Origin of the sequence: Flavobacterium sp. UBA2787 (assembly GCA_002352205.1) — a bacterium.
Classification (GTDB): Bacteria; Bacteroidota; Bacteroidia; order Flavobacteriales; family Flavobacteriaceae; genus Flavobacterium.
The window spans coordinates 170,301-193,064 of sequence record DEHZ01000015.1; the positions used below are offsets into that span (position 1 = coordinate 170,301).

General features: G+C 30.8%; 17 protein-coding genes. 8 read left to right on the forward strand and 9 right to left on the reverse strand.

Annotation, left to right across the window (positions count from 1 at the left end):
* The first annotated feature begins 90 nt into the window (after nucleotides 1-90).
* Both B4N66_RS13895 and B4N66_RS13900 read left to right on the forward strand, forming a co-directional pair.
* Nucleotides 91-684, forward strand: coding sequence for a hypothetical protein (locus B4N66_RS13895; protein ID WP_291095497.1), 594 nt, complete (start codon nucleotides 91-93; stop codon nucleotides 682-684).
* Nucleotides 685-687: 3 nt separating this feature from the next.
* On the forward strand, nucleotides 688-1,188 hold the full coding sequence (locus B4N66_RS13900) for a hypothetical protein (protein ID WP_291095498.1): 501 nt from the start codon (nucleotides 688-690) through the stop codon (nucleotides 1,186-1,188).
* A gap of 32 nt (nucleotides 1,189-1,220) precedes the next feature.
* Here the strand turns inward: B4N66_RS13900 and B4N66_RS13905 are convergent, their stop codons facing one another.
* The gene (locus B4N66_RS13905; protein ID WP_291095500.1) at nucleotides 1,221-2,213 is read right to left on the reverse strand and encodes a DNA cytosine methyltransferase; all 993 of its coding nucleotides are present in this window, start codon (nucleotides 2,211-2,213) and stop codon (nucleotides 1,221-1,223) included.
* 185 nt (nucleotides 2,214-2,398) lie between these two features.
* Between B4N66_RS13905 and B4N66_RS13910 the strand changes: the two genes are divergently transcribed.
* Complete coding sequence (locus tag B4N66_RS13910; RefSeq protein WP_291095502.1) at nucleotides 2,399-2,710, forward strand: hypothetical protein; 312 nt, start codon at nucleotides 2,399-2,401, stop codon at nucleotides 2,708-2,710.
* Between the two features lie 156 nt (nucleotides 2,711-2,866).
* On the opposite strand, the gene B4N66_RS13915 is transcribed toward B4N66_RS13910, so the two are convergent.
* On the reverse strand, nucleotides 2,867-3,820 hold the full coding sequence (locus tag B4N66_RS13915; RefSeq protein WP_291095504.1) for a hypothetical protein: 954 nt from the start codon (nucleotides 3,818-3,820) through the stop codon (nucleotides 2,867-2,869).
* A 343-nt stretch (nucleotides 3,821-4,163) separates the two neighbouring features.
* Here B4N66_RS13915 and B4N66_RS13920 point away from each other — a divergent pair, with 343 nt between their 5' ends.
* The 4 genes from B4N66_RS13920 to B4N66_RS13935 all read left to right on the forward strand — a co-directional run bounded on the left by B4N66_RS13920 (nucleotide 4,164) and on the right by B4N66_RS13935 (nucleotide 7,323).
* Nucleotides 4,164-4,841 carry a recombinase family protein gene (locus B4N66_RS13920; RefSeq protein WP_291095506.1) on the forward strand — a complete coding sequence of 226 codons (678 nt, stop codon included), beginning with the start codon at nucleotides 4,164-4,166 and terminating at the stop codon, nucleotides 4,839-4,841.
* Nucleotides 4,842-5,301: 460 nt separating this feature from the next.
* Complete coding sequence (locus B4N66_RS13925) at nucleotides 5,302-5,634, forward strand: hypothetical protein (protein ID WP_291095508.1); 333 nt, start codon at nucleotides 5,302-5,304, stop codon at nucleotides 5,632-5,634.
* A 26-nt stretch (nucleotides 5,635-5,660) separates the two neighbouring features.
* Nucleotides 5,661-6,017 (forward strand): hypothetical protein, encoded by a 357-nt coding sequence (locus tag B4N66_RS13930; RefSeq protein WP_291095510.1) that lies wholly within the window; start codon nucleotides 5,661-5,663, stop codon nucleotides 6,015-6,017.
* A 28-nt stretch (nucleotides 6,018-6,045) separates the two neighbouring features.
* Nucleotides 6,046-7,323 carry a tyrosine-type recombinase/integrase gene (locus tag B4N66_RS13935; protein WP_291095512.1) on the forward strand — a complete coding sequence of 426 codons (1,278 nt, stop codon included), beginning with the start codon at nucleotides 6,046-6,048 and terminating at the stop codon, nucleotides 7,321-7,323.
* A gap of 61 nt (nucleotides 7,324-7,384) precedes the next feature.
* On the opposite strand, the gene B4N66_RS13940 is transcribed toward B4N66_RS13935, so the two are convergent.
* The 4 genes from B4N66_RS13940 to B4N66_RS13955 form a co-directional block, all read right to left on the reverse strand.
* Nucleotides 7,385-8,239 (reverse strand): DUF3883 domain-containing protein, encoded by an 855-nt coding sequence (locus tag B4N66_RS13940; protein WP_291095514.1) that lies wholly within the window; start codon nucleotides 8,237-8,239, stop codon nucleotides 7,385-7,387.
* 33 nt (nucleotides 8,240-8,272) lie between these two features.
* Nucleotides 8,273-10,135, reverse strand: coding sequence for a DUF262 domain-containing protein (locus B4N66_RS13945; RefSeq protein ID WP_291095516.1), 1,863 nt, complete (start codon nucleotides 10,133-10,135; stop codon nucleotides 8,273-8,275).
* A gap of 54 nt (nucleotides 10,136-10,189) precedes the next feature.
* Nucleotides 10,190-11,209 carry a hypothetical protein gene (locus tag B4N66_RS13950; protein ID WP_291095518.1) on the reverse strand — a complete coding sequence of 340 codons (1,020 nt, stop codon included), beginning with the start codon at nucleotides 11,207-11,209 and terminating at the stop codon, nucleotides 10,190-10,192.
* A 335-nt stretch (nucleotides 11,210-11,544) separates the two neighbouring features.
* On the reverse strand, nucleotides 11,545-14,988 hold the full coding sequence (locus tag B4N66_RS13955; protein WP_291095520.1) for a T9SS type B sorting domain-containing protein: 3,444 nt from the start codon (nucleotides 14,986-14,988) through the stop codon (nucleotides 11,545-11,547).
* A gap of 87 nt (nucleotides 14,989-15,075) precedes the next feature.
* Here B4N66_RS13955 and B4N66_RS13960 point away from each other — a divergent pair, with 87 nt between their 5' ends.
* A complete protein-coding gene (locus B4N66_RS13960; RefSeq protein WP_291095522.1) occupies nucleotides 15,076-15,492 on the forward strand; it encodes a DUF2059 domain-containing protein in 417 nt (138 codons plus the stop codon).
* 379 nt (nucleotides 15,493-15,871) lie between these two features.
* Here B4N66_RS13960 and B4N66_RS13965 read toward each other — a convergent pair whose 3' ends face one another.
* From B4N66_RS13965 to B4N66_RS13975, 3 genes are read right to left on the reverse strand one after another with little or no spacing between them, the layout of a single operon-like run.
* Nucleotides 15,872-16,435: a hypothetical protein gene (locus tag B4N66_RS13965; protein ID WP_291095524.1), complete on the reverse strand. Its 564-nt coding sequence runs from the start codon at nucleotides 16,433-16,435 to the stop codon at nucleotides 15,872-15,874.
* Nucleotides 16,436-16,442: 7 nt separating this feature from the next.
* The gene (locus B4N66_RS13970; protein ID WP_291095526.1) at nucleotides 16,443-21,104 is read right to left on the reverse strand and encodes an RHS repeat-associated core domain-containing protein; all 4,662 of its coding nucleotides are present in this window, start codon (nucleotides 21,102-21,104) and stop codon (nucleotides 16,443-16,445) included.
* Nucleotides 21,105-21,110: 6 nt separating this feature from the next.
* A complete protein-coding gene (locus B4N66_RS13975; protein WP_291095528.1) occupies nucleotides 21,111-22,628 on the reverse strand; it encodes a hypothetical protein in 1,518 nt (505 codons plus the stop codon).
* Nucleotides 22,629-22,764 lie beyond the last annotated feature (136 nt).

The following is a 22,764-nucleotide window of genomic DNA, read 5'->3' on the forward strand; positions in this document are numbered from 1 at the left end:
CTAATTGAAAAAGTTAGATTTTAATTTTGCATTCGCCTTATATGGCGAATAATTTTTTATATTCGCATTGTAACTTTTAACAATACGTATATGAAACAACTTACCAAAATCGGATTAATTACTTTAATATTTATGTTTTCTTGCTCGTCAGATGACGACACTCCTAATGGGTTACCAAGTGATGAAGATTATGTACTTGGGGGCACAGGACCAGCAGGAGGAATAATCTTTTATTTAGATGCAGAAGGACACGGATATGAAATGGCAGAAACAATTGGAACTGCTAAATGGCAAGATATTACTAATCTAGGTCAGGCGACAAATATCCCTAATTTGGGAACTATAATTGGCACTGGTGAAGCTAATACTGAAACTATTGTAACCACCCTTGGAAATGGTAATTATGCCGCTAAACTATGTGCGGATTTTGAGCAAAATGAGTATGATGATTGGTTTTTACCGAGTAAAGATGAGCTTATAGCAATGTATAATTTTTTTGATACTTGTGGATGTGTTAGTATGAATCCAATAAATAATTATTGGTCTTCCTCACAAGGTAGCAATGCGGGAATGGCTTGGAATACTGATTTTATGGTCAACGTTCATACAACTCAATTAAATAACTGGACATTTCAAATTCAAAAAGACCAAGAGTTATTTGTGAAACCAATTAGAAAATTTTAAAATATGAATAATACAGATAAAATGCCAATTGGTACGAAAATCATGTTTGCTTTTAGTATGCTATGTGTAGCGTTTGGTTTCTACAAATGTGTTGGAACTGTATTTGGTTCATCATCTGAAAAAAAAGAGACAACTAAAGAACTTCTTGCTTGTGAAGAAATTCAATCTTGGAAAAGTGACCAAGATATTATCAACTCTTTGCAAGGAACTTGGGTAATGGAAAATGATGATTATTACGGTAAAAGAAAATTTCTGTTCTCTGGAAATTCTGGTAGATGTTGGAAAATGGAAAGTGGTAGTAGCCAATGGAGAGAGGAAGGAACAATAAGTTTTGAGTCAAGTTCACGATATGACCATAATACAAGAAGAAATCAAGGAACGGAGTATGTTCTTTCCTATAAAGGACCAATAGGTTGGTTTACCTTTGATGTTGATTGCATTTCAGGAATCGCAGTACCAACAGATAGGTCAACATATGGAATATCACTTGTAAAAATAAACTAATAAAAAAAGAACCGTTTCCGGTTCTTTTTTTATCAATTATTATTTAAACCATTAAACAAATGTGCAACTACATCTACAGTAAAAGCAAGTCCAAGTGCTTTTTGTTTGTCGGTTTTTGAAACTCCTAAGACTTCATTAACATAATCATCAGGAATAGTCATCATACGGCTATATTCTTTTATACTAGGGTGGCGATAACAATTGTTAGAAAATCCTAATTCATCAGTAATTACTCTGGATTTTCCAATATAACCTGATTTCTCTAAAATTTGTGGATACCTTAATAATTTTTCTTCAACTGGTAAATCGGCAAAATCTTTATCTTTATATATAATGTTACCTATATTCATTTTGAAATGTCTAAAGATTCCATTAGTCAAGGTTACATTTCCAGAAAGCAAAACATTGGCTTTTTTTCGGTCCACATATCCATTATCCAAAATATCAGAATAGTTAAGACCTTTGGGTTCGGGAATAGTTAGATTTGGAATATTAGTCCAATAAAACCTTCTTCGATGTGCTGGTGCAAGTAAAGCCGAATCAATTTTTAGAACCTTCAAATCTTTGAAAATTACTAAAAGCTCGTTGGTTATTTTCTCTTTATCAATATTTTTCATACTTGCTACATTTTCCATCAAAAAGTAAAGTTTCTTACTTGAAGGTTGAAAAGCATAAATTTCACGTATAATTTTTAAAGCATCATAAAACAATTTAGATTCAGTTCCCTCAAGCCCTCGTCTATCTATCGGATTTATACTTGAAAGGTTAGTGCATGGACTTCCCATAACTACAAGGTCAATTTCATCACATAATTCAAGCCCATCAATATCTTTCACATCTCCTAATTGAATAAAATTTGGGTCATTTCCATAATGATGATTTTGAATCTTAAGAGCAGATTTATCAATCTCACTACTGTAATATTTGTTGATTTTTATTCCTGCTTTCTCTAAAGCTAATTTGGCACAACTAATGCCATCGAATAAGGATAAAACGTTTAATCCTTCTTTTTCATTTTGGTTCATATTTATCTTTTATGATAAATATTTCGCTATGGAGAAAAAGACCAATTTTACAGTGGGAAAACTAAACTATTTTTAAAAAACTCCTATTTTAGGGGCTTCCCGTTGATAACTTTTTTTAAAAAAGCTGGCACGGGTGAGTTTTTCCTTGTACACTCGTGGTGTACAAATGATAAATCAAAAAAAATATGGAAACCTCAACACAAACTATGGAAATCGCAAGAACAATACTTAATCAAATCCAATATGCAGACCGTTCAGCTTTGATGGCCTGGGGTGCGTCAAATTTCGCTGCAATATCTCCGTCAAGAGAATATCAAGGTGGTATTGCTTTTCAAGTACTCGGATTAAAACATAAAGGTTGGATTAAGGTTTTACTTCGTTGGGTGGATGACTATACTATAGAATTTATCAATCAAGACCGTGAATTGGTAAAAACATCAAACGGCTGTTATTGTGATATGTTAGTTCCAATTATAGATTGGATTGAAGGTAAATAATCAAAATAAAAATGATAAAAAAAATCCCTGCTGATCAGCGGGGATTTTTTAATTGTCATAAATCTCAAAAATAAGTAGTAGAGATTCTAGAAAAGAAAATTGGCATAAATTAAAAAAATAGGACACCAATACATTCTTCTGAAATTTAGAAGTAACTTAAAAATTGAATAGAGAAGTATCTACACCAAGTCCAAAGCCCCACCAATAGTGCCCACTATATTTCCAAGATTTTGCGGAATCAGAAAAGGCGGTATCAATTCCAGCTGGTATCAACATAACTGTAAATTTTCCATATTTTAAATGGATGGCAAAAGCTGTCGTTAGGTAAATTTTCTTCACCTCGGTTTCATCGGTTATTTTGGAATTGTTCTTATCCAATGTCACTACCGATGGAGCAAGATAAATCCCCGCACCGAAACTTCTTTCAGTAACAGCTCCCTTTGCATTTAAATTCGACCAGTCCTTAAACCTAATCGTCCCATATAAACCTACGTTATCAATGTCACCGCTAACTTGTGAAGGTGCAAATTTTGTCCTCGGGAAAATTTTAAATGGAACTGTTACAATATTAAAAGAATACTTTCTATATGTAGTCGTGGTAATGCTTGCTAAATTGTTTTTATCGTTTAATAAATAACGGTAACAAACCTTGAATGGATTTGAAGCATTCTTCACATTATATGCTGTTTCAATCCTTTTTTTATAATCTTCCAAAGTTTCCCCATCACTCTTCCCATCTTTTATTATTTTCTTGTAAGTTTCACGATTTACTATAAAGTCGTTTATCTCACAATCTAAGTCGATATATTTTACAACAAAGTAATTACCTTCTGTTTCGATTTTTAATTGGTGGATTTTATCTTTTTTTAATGTTGTAACTGTGTCAAATTCCGTTTTTGCTAAAACATTTGTTTCAACTGAAAAATCTTTAGAATCCTTAATCTCTTTGGTCACGATGTTAATTCGTTCTATCAATTCTTTAAGTTCGGCATCTGACAATCCTTTTGCTTTATCGGTTAAAACTTGTTTAACACCAGTGGTTATTTCATCGGTCGATTGTGCGTTACTAACTATGGAAGTTAGCATAATAAGTAGTAATAGTTTTTTCATTAATTTAAGTTTTTAGTTGTTTAACAAACAAATCTAAACAAATCTTTTAACAATTCACATAAGCCCCTAATAATGAAATAAATATAGTGATTTCAATATTCATTTTTTCTAATTCCCTAACTATAGATGTAAAGAAGATTTATATAGACTATGGAATCTGAACTTATAAACCAAATTTTGGTATTCAAATTAATACTTTCATGATTTAGTTATTATTATTCAGTATTTTGAAAAAAAAAGTAAAAAAGCTGGCATGGTAAAATAATTCGTAGTATCCTCGTGGAGTACAGCGGATTCTAAACGACTGTTTAGAATCCGCTGTATTACTTAAAATTTGTTGATTATGAAAAATTATGTTGGTTATTTTCGTGTTAGTACGGCAGAACAAGGTAAATCAGGATTAGGTCTTGAATCTCAAAAAACGATGGTTGATAATTTCGTTAATTTAAATAAAGGAACTTTAATAAACAACTTTACCGAAATTGAAACTGGTACTTCAAAACGGAAAAGAACGGAAATATATAAAGCCATAGATTTTGCAAAGCAAAACAATGCAGTATTGATTATTGCCAAAATAGACCGTTTAGCAAGAAATGTTTTTTTTGTTAGCTCATTAATGGAGGCTGGAGTAGAATTTGTTGCTTGTGATTTACCTCAAGCAACCAACTTTACTATTCATTTATATGCTGCCCTTGCCGAGATGGAGGCCAAATTAATCTCAGAAAGGACCAAAAGTGCGTTAGCTGAAAAGGTCAAGAAAGGATATAGCTTAGGGACCCCAAAAAACTTAACTGATGAAGGAAAACTGAAAGGTCTTCAAGTAATAAGAAAAAAAGCTATTGATAATAAATCCAATATACAGTCAACAGCTTTAATTGTTGAGTATAGAAAAAAAGGATGCAGTTATGATAAAATTGCAGAAACTCTAAATAAATTAAACTTTACAACTTCTCATGGTAAAAAACACAATTCAACAAGTGTTCTTAGATTATATAAAAGACATTTAAATTTATCTCAATAATTTAAAATAAATTGAATTTTACCACCCTTGTATAAAAACCAAAAATGTTAAATATGTGTTAAAAAATTAAGGTTTTATAATGTTTTTTAGTCTCAAATTTATTCCATTCAAATTGATAAAATATTGACTGACAAACATTCACAGCTTTCTACTAGTAGAAAGACTGTTTTATATTTGATTATCAGTGATTTACGGTTTTTTAGAGCTTGCAGATTGGTTAAATGCTACGTATATTTGCAGTAGATAATCTTAAAAACCTTGCAAGGTATATAACCATTTTTAAAGCTAAAGAATGGTATCAGCTAAAAAAGAATAAGTTGTATAGCTGAACAACTAATTCAAAAAATTTATATCAAAAATCAATTTGGGTTTAATACCCGAACGGCATTACCTATGCCAAAAATAAAATATTAACTGCCACCATATTAATTAATGGTGGAAATAATTAAAAATTTAAAAAATGAAAAATTATAAAGATTTAAACATTAGTAAAAAAGAATTCCATTTAATATGCGACAGCCAAAATGGAAACATATATGATTTTGGATACTTTATGTGGAAAGACAAGGTGATTAGTAGCATATATGAATGCATAGAATATTATACAATTGATAAAAAATGGGGTGTAAATAAAAAGAAATTTATAAGTAAATTGATTCTATTATCCGATGAAGAATTTCTAAAAATAATGATTGAGTTAGATTCATTTTGGAACGTTACGGAAGAAGTTTATTCATTTTTTAGGTTTATTTCACCAAATGTAAAGCTCTTAGAATTTACAAAACAACAATAACAACAAGGAAAAGATTCTTGTTAGTTATGAGCTCAGAATTTCTTCTTCCGTGCTCCAGAATTTACATTTCAAACCTTAAATCTCTACTTAATCGAAAAGATTTAAGGTCAATCCGTAACTGGTGTAAAAAAAATCATTTACACATCTATAAGGATACTTCTGGAGAATTTGTTTACCAAACGGAATTTGAGTTAGCCTATCATTCGCCTCTCATTAAAGCTTTAAGTTTAAAGCATCCAACTGATTGGAAGGAGTATTATAAGCTATATAAAAGCGGAAACGCCTATGAAATTATTCAATTCATAGGCGGAACTTCCGCAACCAAATCATATATGCCAAAAGGAAAAATTACTACCAAATTATTTGAAAAGTCACAAAAATAAATTAACCTCGCATTAAATCATCTCTAAAATGAAAATATTAAAATTTAAAAAATTTACTGGTTTGCATGTAGTATGCAAAAAATGCAATAAGAATGTTGAGGTTTCCTCAAGCCCATATAAAGGTTGTAACCACCCAATCGAGAGACAGAAATACAAAGCAATAGTTAAAATAAACGGGGCTAGAAAAACTAAAGATTTAAAAGCTACTGAATATGATGATGCAGTCAAAGAACTATTAGAGTTCAAACATGAATTGTCAAATCCAATGAATTTTAAAATTACTGAAACAAATGTTGAGGTAAAGTATGAGCTTTTAACCGATTTTATACTAATGTATAGCGATTGGTTAGAAAACGTTAATGTGCCTAAATATGAACAAAGAATTAGAACTCCAAAGTATATTAAAGAGACTATTGGTTATCTCATTAAGCTGAGTGAATTCTTGCATGGTAAAGGACATAATTTAGAAAAATTAACAATTTACCAAGTCGATAAATTTTTGCTAGGAGAGTATTATGAACATCTTAAGAGTACCATAGTTAGTCCTTCAACATTCAATCATAATTTAAGAGCAATTAAAAACTTCTTTAATTTTTTGATTAATGAAAAGGAATTGGTGATTGTTAATATTCCAAAAAAGATAAAACTTATATATGAAAATCCCAATCCAACTAGTGTTGCAGATGATGATTTTAAAACTTTACTTTCAAAAATAAATCCCGAGAATTCAATACAAGTTCTAAAAAGTGGAATTAAGAAAAACCGATACCGACCATACACAAAAGACGGAATTGAACTTTGTGCCTATACTGGTATGAGACTAGAGGAGGTGACTTCTTTAAAATATTCTGACATTGTAGTAGATGAGAATGGAGAATTAGAATGTTTGATAGGCACTGATTTAAAATTTGAACGAGCTCATAATTGGGATAGCACCAAAGCAAAAAAGGTTGTTCATATTCCTATTTCAGCAGAATTAAAGGATTTATTGATTAGACTCAACTATAAGAGCCAAATAGGAACTGATAAGTATTTGATTGCTGATGATGGTAACATCGCCAGAGCCACTCTAGCGAAGCAATTAAGCCATTCTTTTACTTTCTATAGAAGAAAGGCTAATTTGGATGATGATTTCAGTATTAAGCATCTAAGAAAGACTTTTTTAACTAAACTACATTTGCAAACTGGTTTGACTGAATCAATGGGATACCAGAGGACATCAAGTGTGTTATTGAAAAATTATATTGATAAGAGAGCTGTTGTTAAAGAGGTCAATAAAAGCGGGTTTAGTTTTTTTAATGATTGATGTTAGAATTTAAAACGTTAGTCACGATACAATCATGTGAGAAAAAAATTCATACTAAACACTATCTAATTTTTAAGTTGACTTTATATGCAATTGGTTTTAATAATTTGTCCTTTTTTAATTTTAGAATTGGGTTTTGGATTATTTCATACACATCTCCAATTATTTTCTTTAAATCCTTTATTTTGACTAGGTATAAATATGAATCTTTTCCTATTCCTTCTAACGTTTTAACTTCATTTTCAGAAAGATAAAATTCTCCTTTTTGTGAAAGACTACTCTTAACTTCAATATATCTCTCTTCATTGCTCGTAATCGTCAAAATGTCGAAACCAGCTGAAACACTAAAATGAGCTATATGCTTAATATGTTTTTCAGGGTTTTTTATTCCCTGTGACCTCAGTCTTTCAGTTTCATAATGAATCGCAATAAGTTCACCTACGTCTCCAATTCTTTTTTGTAATTCAAGTTGTTTTTGCAATTCATCTGGAGTTACATCTCTCTTTTTATTTTGGTAACTCTTGCTAATTTTAATAGAGATAAATTTGGCATTTTCCAGTCTATATTTGGGAAAGAACTCTCCCATCCACGCATCAAATGCATCTCTAATAGATTTCTTAATTTGATTTCTTGGAATCCATTCCTCATTTAATCTGTTCACAATTATTCTTTGTGAATTGTTCCCTTCGGTTATGTTACGATATTTTTCTATATAACTTTTACCAGTGACATTCTTAATTACACAAAACTTTGACATAGCAAAGTAGTGTTGACCATCCTTAATTGTGTGAACAAAGTAACGAGGAGCAGAACCTAATATTTTTCTCCATAATTCTGGGCTTTCATAAAACTCAACTACTGAATCAAATAGTTCTTGATGATTATTTATGTACAATGGTCTAGTATCTGCCTTCAAACTTTTAGTTTTGTAAATTATTAAAAGAGGTGCTTATTCCCAAATTCGCTTTGTCAATTCATAAAGTAATGTATGTCGCTCTTCTATTTCATTTTTCCCATACGTTAAATATGGTTTGAAATTCAAATTGTTATCTTTTATAAACTTCACAAAAGTTACTTTTTTATGATACATATCAGCTAAGAGTGTTCTCGCATAATATGTTCCAATAACGTTGTATGTTTTAAGTTTTTCTGAAAAAAGCTCATCTCCTGAAGATTGATTATCTTTACCTTTTAAAAGTAGTAGCCCACCAAGCCTATTTCTCTGTAGATTAAATTCTTCTTCATCAGAAAATAATTCTAGATTATCCACATGGTTTGTGATAATGTGTTCAATGTGATAAACATTACCACCTTGCGACTGGGAAACTAACTGATAGTAACTTCCATATTCACTTTCATTTAAAAAATCACTTATATAATGGTCGATTCGAGCAAAATAGTATCTCAAAAATGTTCTACCAAAATCATTATACCCTAAATTTTTGAAGAATTCATATTTGAACGCCTCATCTAATACTTCTCTATCGTATTTCTTTTTTACAGCCGTTAAAAGTTGATTGTCAAAACTGTTTTTAGCCAAATCTATTCTTGCATTTCTAACGGCTATTGATAAAGAAATAACATTGGTATTGAATTCATTAGATTTATAGCTATTTGTTAAATTCAGTAAACTAAAGAACTTATCAAAATATTTAGGAATTAATTTTAATTTTTCATTTCGCATATTGTCGTCTAATTCAATTGACGACAAAGTCAAAACAAATTGTCCATCCATATCGTTTAATTTATTGAAATAAATAAATTCGAAGTCCTTGTAGTAATCATTATAATACTTAAGCATTTCTACATAAACATCTGAAAAGTATGGTAAAGTTTTCTCAACAAAATATCTTGCCTTTTCTTCATTATTTTTTAATCCTATTTTCGATTCATATTCATCTAGAAAAATTGTTTTGTGATATCTAGTTTTATCTAGTTTACTATATTGTTCAGAGGTATCTGAAAATTTACTTCTAAAATAAAAACCAAAAAATTCATCTATTTCACTTTCACCATTTTTTTCAATTTTTTCAATTTGGTTTTCCCAGATTTCGATGTATTTTTCTCTGTCTGCAATATCAATTTGGCTTAAGATTTTCCCTTTTAATATTTCGTATGGTTTTAAAGGAACACCTCTATCATTTATTACTTCGAAAACCATTGCAACATCTTTATCTTTATCAATTTCTATTTCTATAAGATAAATTCGGTGTCTGAAATATGAAATAAATGTTTGTAATTTATGAGATGTAGAAAATTTTGAATCTAGACTATTTAGGATAACCAAATAATTCTTATAAATATTTCTTTCGGAAATTGTATTAAGAGAATTATTTTTAGTAAACTCAGTATTACTGTTCAGAATATCTTCTAATGCACTTTTCCTATCCTTAAAACCCATCCAAAAAGTCTTACCAAACTCAGTAACACCAACAATTGAATTTTTTAAAGCGTCAACTAAATGCTGTTCAAGTTGATGTTTAATAGCTAGATGATATAGTCCAATTGATATTAACGTCAAAGTAGTAAGCCTTTGTTGACCGTCAACAATATACTTTTTACCATTGATGAGGTTTGTCATAAAGGTATTCAAATAATACCATTCGAGTTTTTCAGTACTTTCTAGATTTATTTCTTGATTTGGATTGTATTTCTCTAGGTCAAATCTGTAAAAAATATCTCTAAGTAAAGATGAAACTGGTTTGTATTCCAGTTCATCATTCCATTTATACTCCCTTTGATAAAAGTCAACATCATATTGGATGTTATTAAAGATTTGTGTTATTTTTTTGTCGTAAGGTTTCAGTCCCATTTGTTTATTTTGCTTTTTGTTCTTGATAAATTTTGCTTTCCTCTCTTTTGGTATTTAATGGTTTTTCATTCTAATTTTATTCCAAATGAACTGTTCGGTGTATTGTGCTATCTGTTTCTCTGAGTATTTTAAAACAGAATCATCATCATTATCTATTAAACCTTTAAAATATTCCGCTTTGATTTGGATTGGTGGATAGCCATAAAACATTCTTAACCAAATTAAATCAAATGCTTTTTCCAGAAGACTCAAAGTTTGCTTAACCTTTTCTTTACTAACGATGTTATGCAATAGTTGTTTACGTTGTTCGTTTTTTATGATTTTTATTTTAAATATGTCCTCATCAATATTTATTGAAAGTTTAAAGTTTTCGGTACTATTTAACCCATAGAATTCATCGTATTTAATTGAATCTCTATTTTCATAAAATTGTATTACAAAATCATTCATAAAAATTATATATGGATTTTTATCACTCGTAGACCCCACATAGTTTTGTGTATATGCTAAATCACCACCGAGCGTTTCTAAATATGTAATAATTAAGGGGAAATGACTGATGTTTTCAGTTTGTTTATTTAAAATAATTAGCCTTAATTCTTCTTGAACTTGCTTATTTAAATCAAATATATGCTCGCAAATAGAATTTCTCCATATTTGGATATAGAAAAACATTCTTAATAATGAGGTTTCTTCCAAATCCAAAAATTCTATTTCTTCTAAATTTGCCTCTCTTAATTTTGGAAGTATTTTGGATGAGAAACCACCTTCGAATTCAGTAAATAAATCTTCGCAAACACTACAAAAAACATAATCTACAGAAAATGGTATTTGTCTTGCATTTTCAAGTTCCTCATCCGTAGGAGCTCTGCCAAGAGCCTTTTCTAAATTTTCTGCATCAATACGTTGAAAATTGAATTCAACAAACGGATTTCCATTAGAAATGTCAAAGTAATATCCCCGTTCACGTTCATTTGTACCACCAATATTGAGACACTTTCTAATTATTCCATCAGATAAATAATGAGTGTTTTTTTTATTTGCTTCTCTTTCAAGGCATAATGCACATTTCATATCGGTAGATTTAATATAATAGCTGAATTGGATACCACTGCAATCACATGCATTAAACAATGCCTTTTTTTCAAAGAATTGTTTCAACACAAATATAGATATTAATTGATAAAGTAAAGAGAAATTGTACACTTAGGAAGTACACTTAGCAAAAACAAAAAAGACCTCACATTTCTGTGAAGTCTTTTCTCTAGTAGCTCCCCCTCTTGACCAATTCTCGAACCGCAAGTGTTTTATATTTTGCATATTAGTCTAAAAAACAACCCCTTTTTGACATCGAACAAAATATTATTTGTTAATTTTATTTTTAATAAGACCAAATATTTAAGGTTAAATCACCTTTTCAACGAAAAATGCCCTTTATATTCCTTCCCGTTTTCTCTTTTAACCACAAACCAATAATCAGAAGAAGGTAAGTTTTGCCCATTTAAAGTTCCGTCCCAGCCGATGTCATTTCCTTTGAATCCGGTTATGATTTTACCATACCTATCAAAAATAAAGACTTGGAGATTTGGTTCTGTTTCCGAAAATTTGATTTTCCAGAAATCATTATGACCATCATTATTGGGGGTGAAAAATTTCGGATACATTAATAAAAAAACCTCTTTGGTAGTATAGCCACATTCTTTTTTATCATTCACAAAAACGGTGTAGTCACCACTTGGAAGTCCAAAGAATTGATTACTATCTTGATAGTTAATTCCGTCTAACGAATACTCATAGTCGCCATCGCCTTCTACATAAATGATCATACTATTTTGGCTATCCGTCCAATCTACGGTTTGCACTCCTAGTATCGTAGCTATATTTGAATTTTCAACTTCAATGGTTTTGGTCGTAGAACATACTATATTGCCATAATCCATGGTAACGGTTAAGTAATAAGTTCCTGCCGTATCAATTACTGTTGTTGCAACAGTTGACCCAGTTGACCAATTGTAGGTTGTAAAACCAATTGGTGCATTGATTGTAATTGGAACTCCTTCGCAGATGGTGTATGTTTCTGCTAAATCAATTTGAGGACTAGGTCTTACAATTAGCGAAAAAGCAGTGATGTCAAAACAATCATTTTCGGCATTATTTTCAATTCTGGCATAAATTGTTTGCGGATTCGTTTCGTTGGTATAGTTAGTAGTAATTGAATTGGTTCCGGTTTGAGCATCAGTTAGACTTTTGTAATAACTAATTGAAAAATTTCCTGCCGATTGACTTCCTAGAATCAGATTGTTGTTTACTTGTAAATCAAAAACTTCAAATCCATCATTGGTTTGATCGTCACACAAGATTAAATCATCAGAAGTATTTGCAATAGGGAATTCATAAAGACCAATTGTAAAATCAGTTATATCAAAACACTCAGAATTATCGACGTTTTGAATTCTTGCAAAAATAGTTTGTGGATTACTTATGTTTTGATGGGTTAACGGTAAAGAATTAATAGCATCCTCAGCGTCCGATTGAGATAAATGGTACGAAATTTGAAAATCAGCGGCATTTTGATTTCCTAAAATTTCACTGTTTCTACTTTGTAAATTAAACCATTCAACGGAGTCATTATCATTATCACAAAGAAATAAATCTGTGGCAAGGTTAGCAGTAGGAAGTTCAGAAACACGAATTAAAAAATTACCTGTTGATTTACAAGCAGTATTACTAATTGCAGCGATTGAATAATATATTGTTTGCGGATTAGTTGTGTTATCAATAGGAGTCGTTATTGGGTTTGTGTTCGTATCAGCATCTTGTTGAGTTAAAAAATAAGCCACCTGAAACACCGAAGAAGGTTGACCGTTTAAAATTTCAGTAGTTTTTTGATTTAAATCAAAGTTTGCTATGCTGTTATTTGCTATGTCATCACATTTTAAGAAATCACTAACAGGTTGAATAGTTGGTTGTTGAATCACTTGAATTTGAAATGACGTAGTAGCATAACAATTAAAGTTATTGATGTTTGTTACACGAATATAAAGTGTTTGAGTCGGACTAGTATTTTGATAATTATTTGGTAATTGAAATTGTCCAGACGTTGCGTCAGTTAGATTTAAATGATAGGTAACCGTAAAGACCGAATTAGATTGTCCGTTTAAAACTGTTTGATTAAGAGATACTAAATTAAAAATCTCGGTATTATCATACGGTAAATTTTCACAAATAATATAAGTATTGGGTTGCGTGGCTAAGGGTTGTTGAAACCACTCTATATTAAATGATGTTATGGCATAACATTGACGATTACTTAAATTGAAAACCTTAGCAAAAAAAATGTTGTTCCCTTGGTTGAGAGTAACCGGGTCTGAAACTTTATTACTGTTGTTTTCTGCATCGTTAAATGAGTTATAAAATTCGACTTCGTACACCGTGTTGGATTGTGAGCCCAGTAGAGTTGGTGCGTGCTGTGATAAGTTATAACTATTAGACAACGAACATTGCGATTGATTAGCAACCGGATTAGCAACCGGGGTTTCAACAATTGAAATTATTCTGGTTTTTGTAATGGTTTCTGTACTTCCTGTAATGGTTGCCGTAACGGTGTATGTTCCGGGTAAACTATAGGTGTGTGATGGATTTATTCCTGCTGCGGTTGAACCATCGCCAAAATCCCAGTTTACACTTGTTACGGTCTGATTTCCGGTTAAAGTGAATTGAGTAGTATCCCCAAAACAGGTGTTTTGAAAAGTAAATGAAGCATTAAAATAGGATTGAATGAATTGAGGGAGACCATGTTGACATATACCAGTCTCCAAATCAACAGCATTTAATTCAAAATCACAACCAATACCTAAAACGTCAGGATTGTTAATTCTACTGATATAAGTTCTGTTCCAAATTGGAGCATATATTTTACCATCGGGTGCAATTTGTAAAGCACCAAATTGTACAGGCATATTGTTTGTATGATGCAAAAGTATGGCTGTGCTCGGAATATCAATTTGAGTTAGATCATATTGCACCAATTCAAAAATATAATAATCACCGTTCGTAATATACGCTAATTCTCCATTAGGTGAAAATTCAGCTCCGTAATTCCCCCCTCTATTTGAGACTGTTTTAGCATTTGAAACAATACCGGTGTTAAAATCAAAATCAAAGAGTTCTACGCCATAGGGGCGAATACAACAGAGTAATTTTGTTCCATCGGGTGAAAACTTAAGCGAACCAACAGTCCCGTTAATATCTACAGCAATTGGCATTCCAACATTACTTACAACAGGTGTTGTGTTTACACCTGATGCCGTAACACTATAAGCCAAAAACGAGTCGTCTCCATATCCGTGGATAACAACCCAATAATCAGTATTATTACCATTTTTAACTGCTGTCATTTTTTCGCAGACAGGAGTATGTAAAAGTATATTTTTATTTTCGGTAACATCCCCCAAGCCACCATTAAGACTCATATCTACTTCTGAATATCGAGCACCTTCGGCTACTCCTAGATGTGTTGTGGTAAAAATATAATAAATTGTTGTTGAACCGGGTTTTGGAATTATTAAAGCTCCTTGAGTGCTTGAGGTGTGTCCCAATAAATCCGTTCCATTGGGCATGATTTGATGTAATTTATTCCACACAATATAACCACTGGTATAAAAAAGCAATTGTCCGGATGAATCAGAAATTGTTGCACAAGCTTCTGGCGTAGGCATTTGTCCATCAGTTAGTGCTACAGGAGCTCCATTATTAAAATCCAATCCAGCTTGTTGACCAAAATACCAAATATTAGCTTCGCCTTGAGCTAAGCAAAATGAGGAAAATAAGAGAAAAGATAGTACTCTTAACATGTAATGGATTTTAAATTCAAATATCGTATTTTTTTTAAAAAGTTAGATTAATTTGTTTATTTTTATAACGATTCAATTTTAATTTTTATGAGAACAGTTTTATTATTTGTTGCGGTACTATTTTGTAATTTTTGTTTTTCGCAAGAAAAGGAAGATATTGAGTTTAAAAATGATGTTTTAAAGCTTATTGAAACAACAGGTATTAAGAATCATTTACTTTTGGTTAAAAATCAATTCATAAAAAATGTTCCCCAAGATAAGAAAGCTGTTTTTGAAAAAGAGTTTGAATTATCATTAACAGAAATGCTTAATAACTATGCAAAAATTTATATGAAACTCTACACAAAAGAGGATATAAAAGCTATGATGGCTTTTTATGACAGCCCCATTGGTAAAAAAATACAAGCTAATGCGGATGAAATGACAATGAGAACTAAAGCGAATAGCCAAGAATGGACAATTAAATTACAAGCTTTAGTTTCTAAACTACAATTACCAGAATGATTTATTTAAAGTATGTATATACTATTTCTATTTAGCTTTCAGTTAAATTTAAGAGACATTTTTAGTAAAGATCTATTATTTAGTTTGGAACGCTTATCATAATACCAAATATTAGGCACTCATTTGGCAGTAATTATTATGTTTATCAAAAATATGGATGTGGAGATATGCATTATTTTAGATTTGGATGAATAAATTTATAATATTTAAAAAAACTTTTAATTTTTATAAAATATACTAAAAATGTGATTTACTATCTTTTCTTCAAAGTCAGGGTCATTCGCAGAAAAATATGTTAGTTATTTTATAGGACAAATTTAGAGCATCTGATAATATACAATAATTAATAGTAATTTTAAAATTTACGAGACTAATATATTTATTTATTATTTGTAATTTCATTTAAAAAAATATTTAATCTTTCTGCCAAATTCACTGAATAAAAGTCAAATAGAATAATGTTTTTATTTTTAAAATGCAAAAACAAACGAACACCTTGATTTAGCTTATCTAATTTTATAAGTTTACAGTTAAAATTATCAATTTCATTGAATTTTCCATGTATATCTTCAACTTTTAAAATTATTTTCATATAATTTGACCTTTTTAAATAAAATATTTTTGATTTTAAATCTAAAATTATAACATTATTTGTGAGAAGTTTGTTGTAATTTTTTTTTATAATAAAACCTACCCAGATTATAATAAAAATAATCAACAAGAAAAAACCATCTTTAATGTTAAAATAAAAATATAGAAAAATAAATATTGAGGGTATTAGAAATAAGAAAAAGAAATTTAAAATAAGACTTATAAATTTGTATTCCTTTATTTTACTAATTATAACTTTATTATCCTCAAATTCAATTTTTGGATCCCTAAATAAATTATATGTGTTTTTATATTCCCGAAAAAAGGTATCAAATTTAAAATTGTTATCCATCACTAAATTAAAATTTATAACTGTAATTTTTACTAGGAGAAGTTGGATTATTGACATAAATTGCGTCCTCTCTAAAGTGAACCATTATAGTTGAGTGCCGCACACCACCTTTAACATTAACAGCAGTAAAAGGACTAGCTTCAGCTCCTCCAGATAATCCTCCATAAACACTAACCCAAGTAACTTTTCCATTTGGATTAACTGCAACATCTACGCCAACCTGTCCACCTATTCCGGGTGTTAATCCCGCTTCAACATAACCAGAGTATCCTAAAAAATCCATAGCACTAATCTCACTGACTGTACCATTATATTGCTTTATCGAACCATAAATTGAAGCTGTCACCTCAGCACCATCTCCTATTGAAACTGAAGGGCCAATTGTTAAATAAGGCACAAAGCTTCTATCTTTACCTCTAATTATCCAATTAAACTCTAAATCTATATCACCTCCCAAAAATACATTAAAAGCATAACCTCCTCCGATTGAAAATCCATCTCCAGTTTTATTTCTTATAAATTCACTATTCCATAAGTGTTTACTATCTGTTTTAGTTGAATAGATTGAATTTAAAACAATTTCATCTAAAACACTACCATTTCCATTTTTTATAACATATGAATCCTTGATACCGTATCGATAATTAGTGTTAATTGCTTCAGGGTTTTCAAATCTATCACCTTGAAAACCTCTAAACGCCCACGCTACATCCCTCCAAAATTTTGATGACCATCCTCCATCAGAATCAATACTGCTAATAGGGTTATTATCCATCCCTAAATATGGCGAATGATATTGTCCATAAGGGTCGGGCGTAAGCCATCTTCCTAATCTTCCATCCCAAAGTCTGAGTTGAAAAGCTTCCATTCCAGTTTCACCGTCTTTTTCTTGGCCTTGATAAGCATATCGGTAACTACCGTCTAACGAGTTTCTTTCTGGTAACTGTTCTCCAAAAGGGTAATAATCGGCATAGGAAAGTAATGCAACTAGATTCGGGTTTGAGCTGTCTTTTTGCACTACTGCTCGGACATTGCCTAAGTGATCCGTTATTTGATAACTTCTAGTTTCAGAATTAAACACTGTTTTGTAACATACTCCTAATCGTGTTGCACCATATATTGGCATTTCTATTTGTCTTATTATGTCAATTACAGGTTTATTATAAACAGACATTATATTTCCGGATAGGTCAAGTAGATAATACGTTGTGCTTTGTAATGTGTTAGGTTGTATGGTGCTATAACTTTCTTTTCTTATACGTTGGCCGCGTTCATTATAATAAAATTTAACTATAGGGTAAGCAATGCTTGGGTCTAAATTCCCTCCTTTAATTTCAGTAACTAGTCCACTGGTATTGTAAAAGTAATGGGTTTGTTCTTGTTTGTTTAGCGTTAGCTGACCAATTGCATTATATACATAATTACCTGCTTGTTGTCCTGAGTCAATATCATTATTGAATTGTGGTGATGCAGGTACAGCATCAGTAACTTGTGTTAGTTGGTTTTTGCCTGTAGTGGCATAATTATAGGTTAAGTTGTCTATAGTTGTTCCTGTTTCATTGGTTCTTTGTAATTTGGTTATGTTTCCGTTAGCATCATACTCAAGCCCTTTTTCTTGGTATTTATTAGCAAGAGGCGTTATACTTCCTGAGGTATTCGCATTACCAAAAGTAGCATCGGTTAACCAGTTGTTTCGATCATAATTATACAAGTAGCCTTTTTGGTTAATGTTACCATTTTGGTCTAAATCCATATGTGAGCTTTCTTTGGTAGCCCATCGAGTTGCTTTGATGTTTCCATTGTAATCAGGAGTAATACTTGGTGAGGTTATGATGTTTGTATTTATACGATTGTAATCACCACTATAATAGTCTAACGTAATGCCAAAAACATCATTAGGGTCATTTCCTGGGTCTTTTGCTTGTTCTAAACTTGGGTGGTTTATACTCTTTAACATACCACCAAGCGTATAGACATAGTCTAGTCCTTGTGCACCTTCTGCTATATTAAGCCTTTTTAATTCTCCAGATATATAATAAGTATATTCTGCGTCGGTTGAAAATGAAATGTCATTTATTGATGTTTCTACCTTTTCAAGTGTATTATTAATATCATAAGTGTATTTGTGAACAAAAAGCTCATTTGGAGTATATTTTTGATAATATACCTTACTTACATTGCCTTTATCGTTGTATTCATAATGAATCGTTTTAGTCCCCAAGTCAACATTGTATTGTGCAACCCATTCTAATCTGCCATAAATATCATAACTGTACCACGAAATTGCATCCAATGTACCCACGTTAGTTAGTGATTCTTTATAAGTTATAGCTACATTACCTGCTAAATTGTGTTGTTGATAACCCGGTAATTGATTTTGTAAGGAAAGTATATTTGGAATAAAAATGGAAAGATTTCCATCATTGCCAACATAATCATAAATAGTGAATGTTCTTTCACTTGATGTTGTATTTAGTATTAATATATTACTGTCAACATTATTATTTGCTTCATCCCAAATAGTTGCGTCCCCTGTTAATATACCACCTTCAATCGGCCTGCCGTAAGTATCATAATTGGTATATGAAACTTGGTTTAAAGATAGTTGAAGCTCACTTTGAGAATACCTAATTTGTCCATCTTTTCGGTAAGCATACCTGCTAGTTCCTTCATCTGGGCTGGAGATTACTATTACTTGCCCAAATGTGTTGTGTTCTACTTTTGTGATAAAATCACTTGCATTAGGTTGCATATATGCCGGAACTGCTTGCATGGTTATTGCCGATGGAAAAGCCGCTGCAAAAGCATTTGGTTGAATAGTTTTTATATTTCTTCCTGTTTTATCGTAAACATTGATGGCATAATCGTAATAATTAACTTTATAAGAAATTCCCAAAACGTAATTATCTGTTGTTATTGCACCAGATGAAGTATTAACGTATGTTCTTGGGTTATTTGTAGGTATAGTATTAGCAACTATTCTGTAGGCATTTCCTCCAGATAATGGAGTTGAAATTATACCTCCTGTTTTTAAATCATATATCGAGTAATTTGAAGCTGAACCGAGTAATGAAATATCAGAGGAAGTAATTCCGGCAGGAATATGAACGTCTATATATCCCTGCGTTCCAATTAGGGAAACAACAGGATATTTGTGAGAACCACCAGAACGTGCTGATGCTAAAGCTTTTCCTTCTCCATCTGTAAATACAACATTCTCAACTCCATTGGCATCTACTGATACGGATTTATAAAATTTTGTAATTATTTCTTCTTTGTCTGGAAAATTTGTACTTGTAGGTCCATCAAAATAATCATACCCATAGATATAATGCATCTCTTGTGCGGCAGGAACAGTAAAGCCATATCCCGTTTTCCAACTGCCATTGATTTGATTTCCTCCAACTACGTTAATTACATTACCCGGATTTAATTTATCGTAGTTAATTTCTGTGTAGGGCTGTTCTGCTGTGGCCTGATAAGCTTCTAGTGCATTATTATTACTATAATATTTATCTAAAAAATTAGTTTTAAGAATTGAATTGGATAAAAAATTTACTTTATCAAAATTAAAACAAGATATTGCCGGAAAAGATTCTTTCCATTTTCTTCCAAAATTATCATATACTACTTCTTTTCCCCAAACTAAATCATTTTTGTAATCTTTTGAAAGCGAAGTAACGGGTCTACCTAAATCATCAAAATAGGTTTTTGAACGACCATTTTCAATCCCACTTTTTACATCATACGAATAGGCTTCCGTATAATTAGAATTGCTAGAACTGTGTAGATAGTAAAAATATGGATCTAATGGTCGGGTAGGCACAACCATCCCGTTAGATAATTCCATTGGGGTTGCTAAACCTCTACTATATACAATAGGATTACCAGTATAGTAACTCGACACATCTGACCTGAAAATACTGGCTTTACCAAAAATTGTTTCAGTGGGTTCATCATCGGGAACATATATAATTGTACCATCTTGAAGCTGTACTGGATGATAAAAAAGTATGTTTCCAATTGCACCATTGAAAATACCACCATCGCCATTGTCTATCCTAGGGGAAATGTTTATGGTATATTCTTGAAGCTGCAAAAAATCTAAAGGGTCGGCATTAGTAAATATTCTTTGATTATCATTGTTATAAGAAACTTCGTCTACTATTTTTCCTTGTGGTGTTGTTAATCTAACTTTATCAAGATTGTTATACAAAACCATAGTGTTTTGTAAAATGATATCATTTTCAGGATTACTACTAATAGACTCTGGGATAGGGAATAATTCTAAAAATTTGGAACGTCCTCCTATAAAGGAAGGTGCATAATTTGTATAAGCATAAAAGCCATTATAAGTAATTATTTTAAACCCCCCCGGTTCGATAATCAAATTACTATGATTATTCATTAGCCCATCAGCTTGCAATTTAAACGATGTATGGTTATCCGAAATAACCCATCCTTCTAAATCAATAGCCTCATTTGATGAGTTGTATAATTCAATATATTCTCCAAAAGTATGATATCTTCTAGAAATATCTTCACAATATCGAGAATCAAAGTAAATTTCTGATATAACTAAAGTACCATAATCAGATGTCTCACACTGAGAATAGATTTTTGCTGAAAACAACAAAAAAACAAAAAAAAGTTGAATCAATTGCCTCATAACAAACTAATTTCTGGTTAATACAAAATTATCTTGGGGATTATTTTCATAAAGGCGACTTAGTAATGCCCCTGCTTCTTCATTTTTTCCTAATGCTATGTAAGAAGAGTGTAACAAATAGTATAATACTAAATTATCTTTAAACACATCTTTTTGTTTATTGTTTGCTAAATTTTTAATTAAAGATAGTTTTGGATTTAGGATGATTAATTCATCTAAATCGCCTTCAAGTTCTTTAACTCCAATAAGTAGTATTTGCGTAGCTTCCTGAAATTTTGCTTCTAAAAAACTAATTTTAGCGTAGGAATGTATTAATTTGTTATTCATTCCCACAGAAGTAGATTTAACTTTTACCATAGTTTCCTCTAATAATTGTTTGGCTTCTACAAACCTATTTTGCAACAATAAGATTTTAGCGGTTTTAACTACTACATCTATTTCTTGTTCAAAATTTAAAGTCCAATTGTTTTTTAAATTGTAACCTACTGAAATGGCTTCATCTAATGTGGCGGTTGAAGCTTGATTTTTTTTGTAGGCTAATTCCATAGCATCCATCAGCCCTAAAAATCCATATAAATTATTACTAGCATTAGCATAGTTTCTTCTAACTTCTATAAAGTCAAAATATCTATTGTTAATATAATAGGATTTTTTAACCTTGTTTAATGACAATGGATCTTTGTAGTCGATTTGAAATAATTGTTCAGCATTTTCTATTTTTTCTTGATTTGTTAAACTAGTCCTTTTTAAGAGGATGTTATAAAAAAATTTCTTTTGCTTAAGTATATTTATTCTTCTATGTTCAATTTCAAAAATATCAATTAGTGGTCTTCTATTTTTAGCATCAATTCTAGCAATTAATAATTTTAATTCTTCATTTGTTTTGCTAGTAATGGCTGACTTATATTCATTTTTATGTTGAACTTTAATATTTTTATAAACCCTATTTATTCTAAAATCAGCTTCAAATTCAGCAATCTGAATTTTATGCATTACTTTTTCTAAACCTATATACAGATATTGTTTTGTATCATCTATTAGGATTGCTTGTTGGTATAAAATTACAGCGTCATTTAGAAGAGAGAGCGTATTAAATGAATTTTTATAATCAATAGATGATTTTTTATTACCGTTTTGCAATCTCATTAATGATTTGGCTGCCCTATCATAAAAAGCAATTTTGTTAGTGTTAATTGCTAAAGCATTTTTGAAAAGTAGTGCACTTTCAAGATTTTTGTTTTGTGACCCAAAAACATTATCTAATCCATCATAAAACTGAATATAATTCGGTGCAAGATTTATTGCTTGTAAATATAAACTTTCAGCAAGAATATAATTTTTTAAATAAAATTTTTGTCTAGCCTGTGCAGCTAATTCTTTGGCAGTTAAAAAATCATTAGATAATGATTGATTTTTACTTGTTGGCGAGAGAGTTAATGCCGATATGGCATCTAAAGGCAACATCGCTGCTAATATACTCCAAGAAGAAATACGAATAAAATCTTTCCTACTTATATCACTCATTTTATAAAAGAATTAAGGAAAGAAAAGGAGAAGAGCTGGTTTAAATTAAATAAATTTAGAACATCTTTGAGTACGAGCTTGACGCAAAACTTCTTTTTATAAGATACTTCTCCTTATGCTTTCAAAATTAATATTT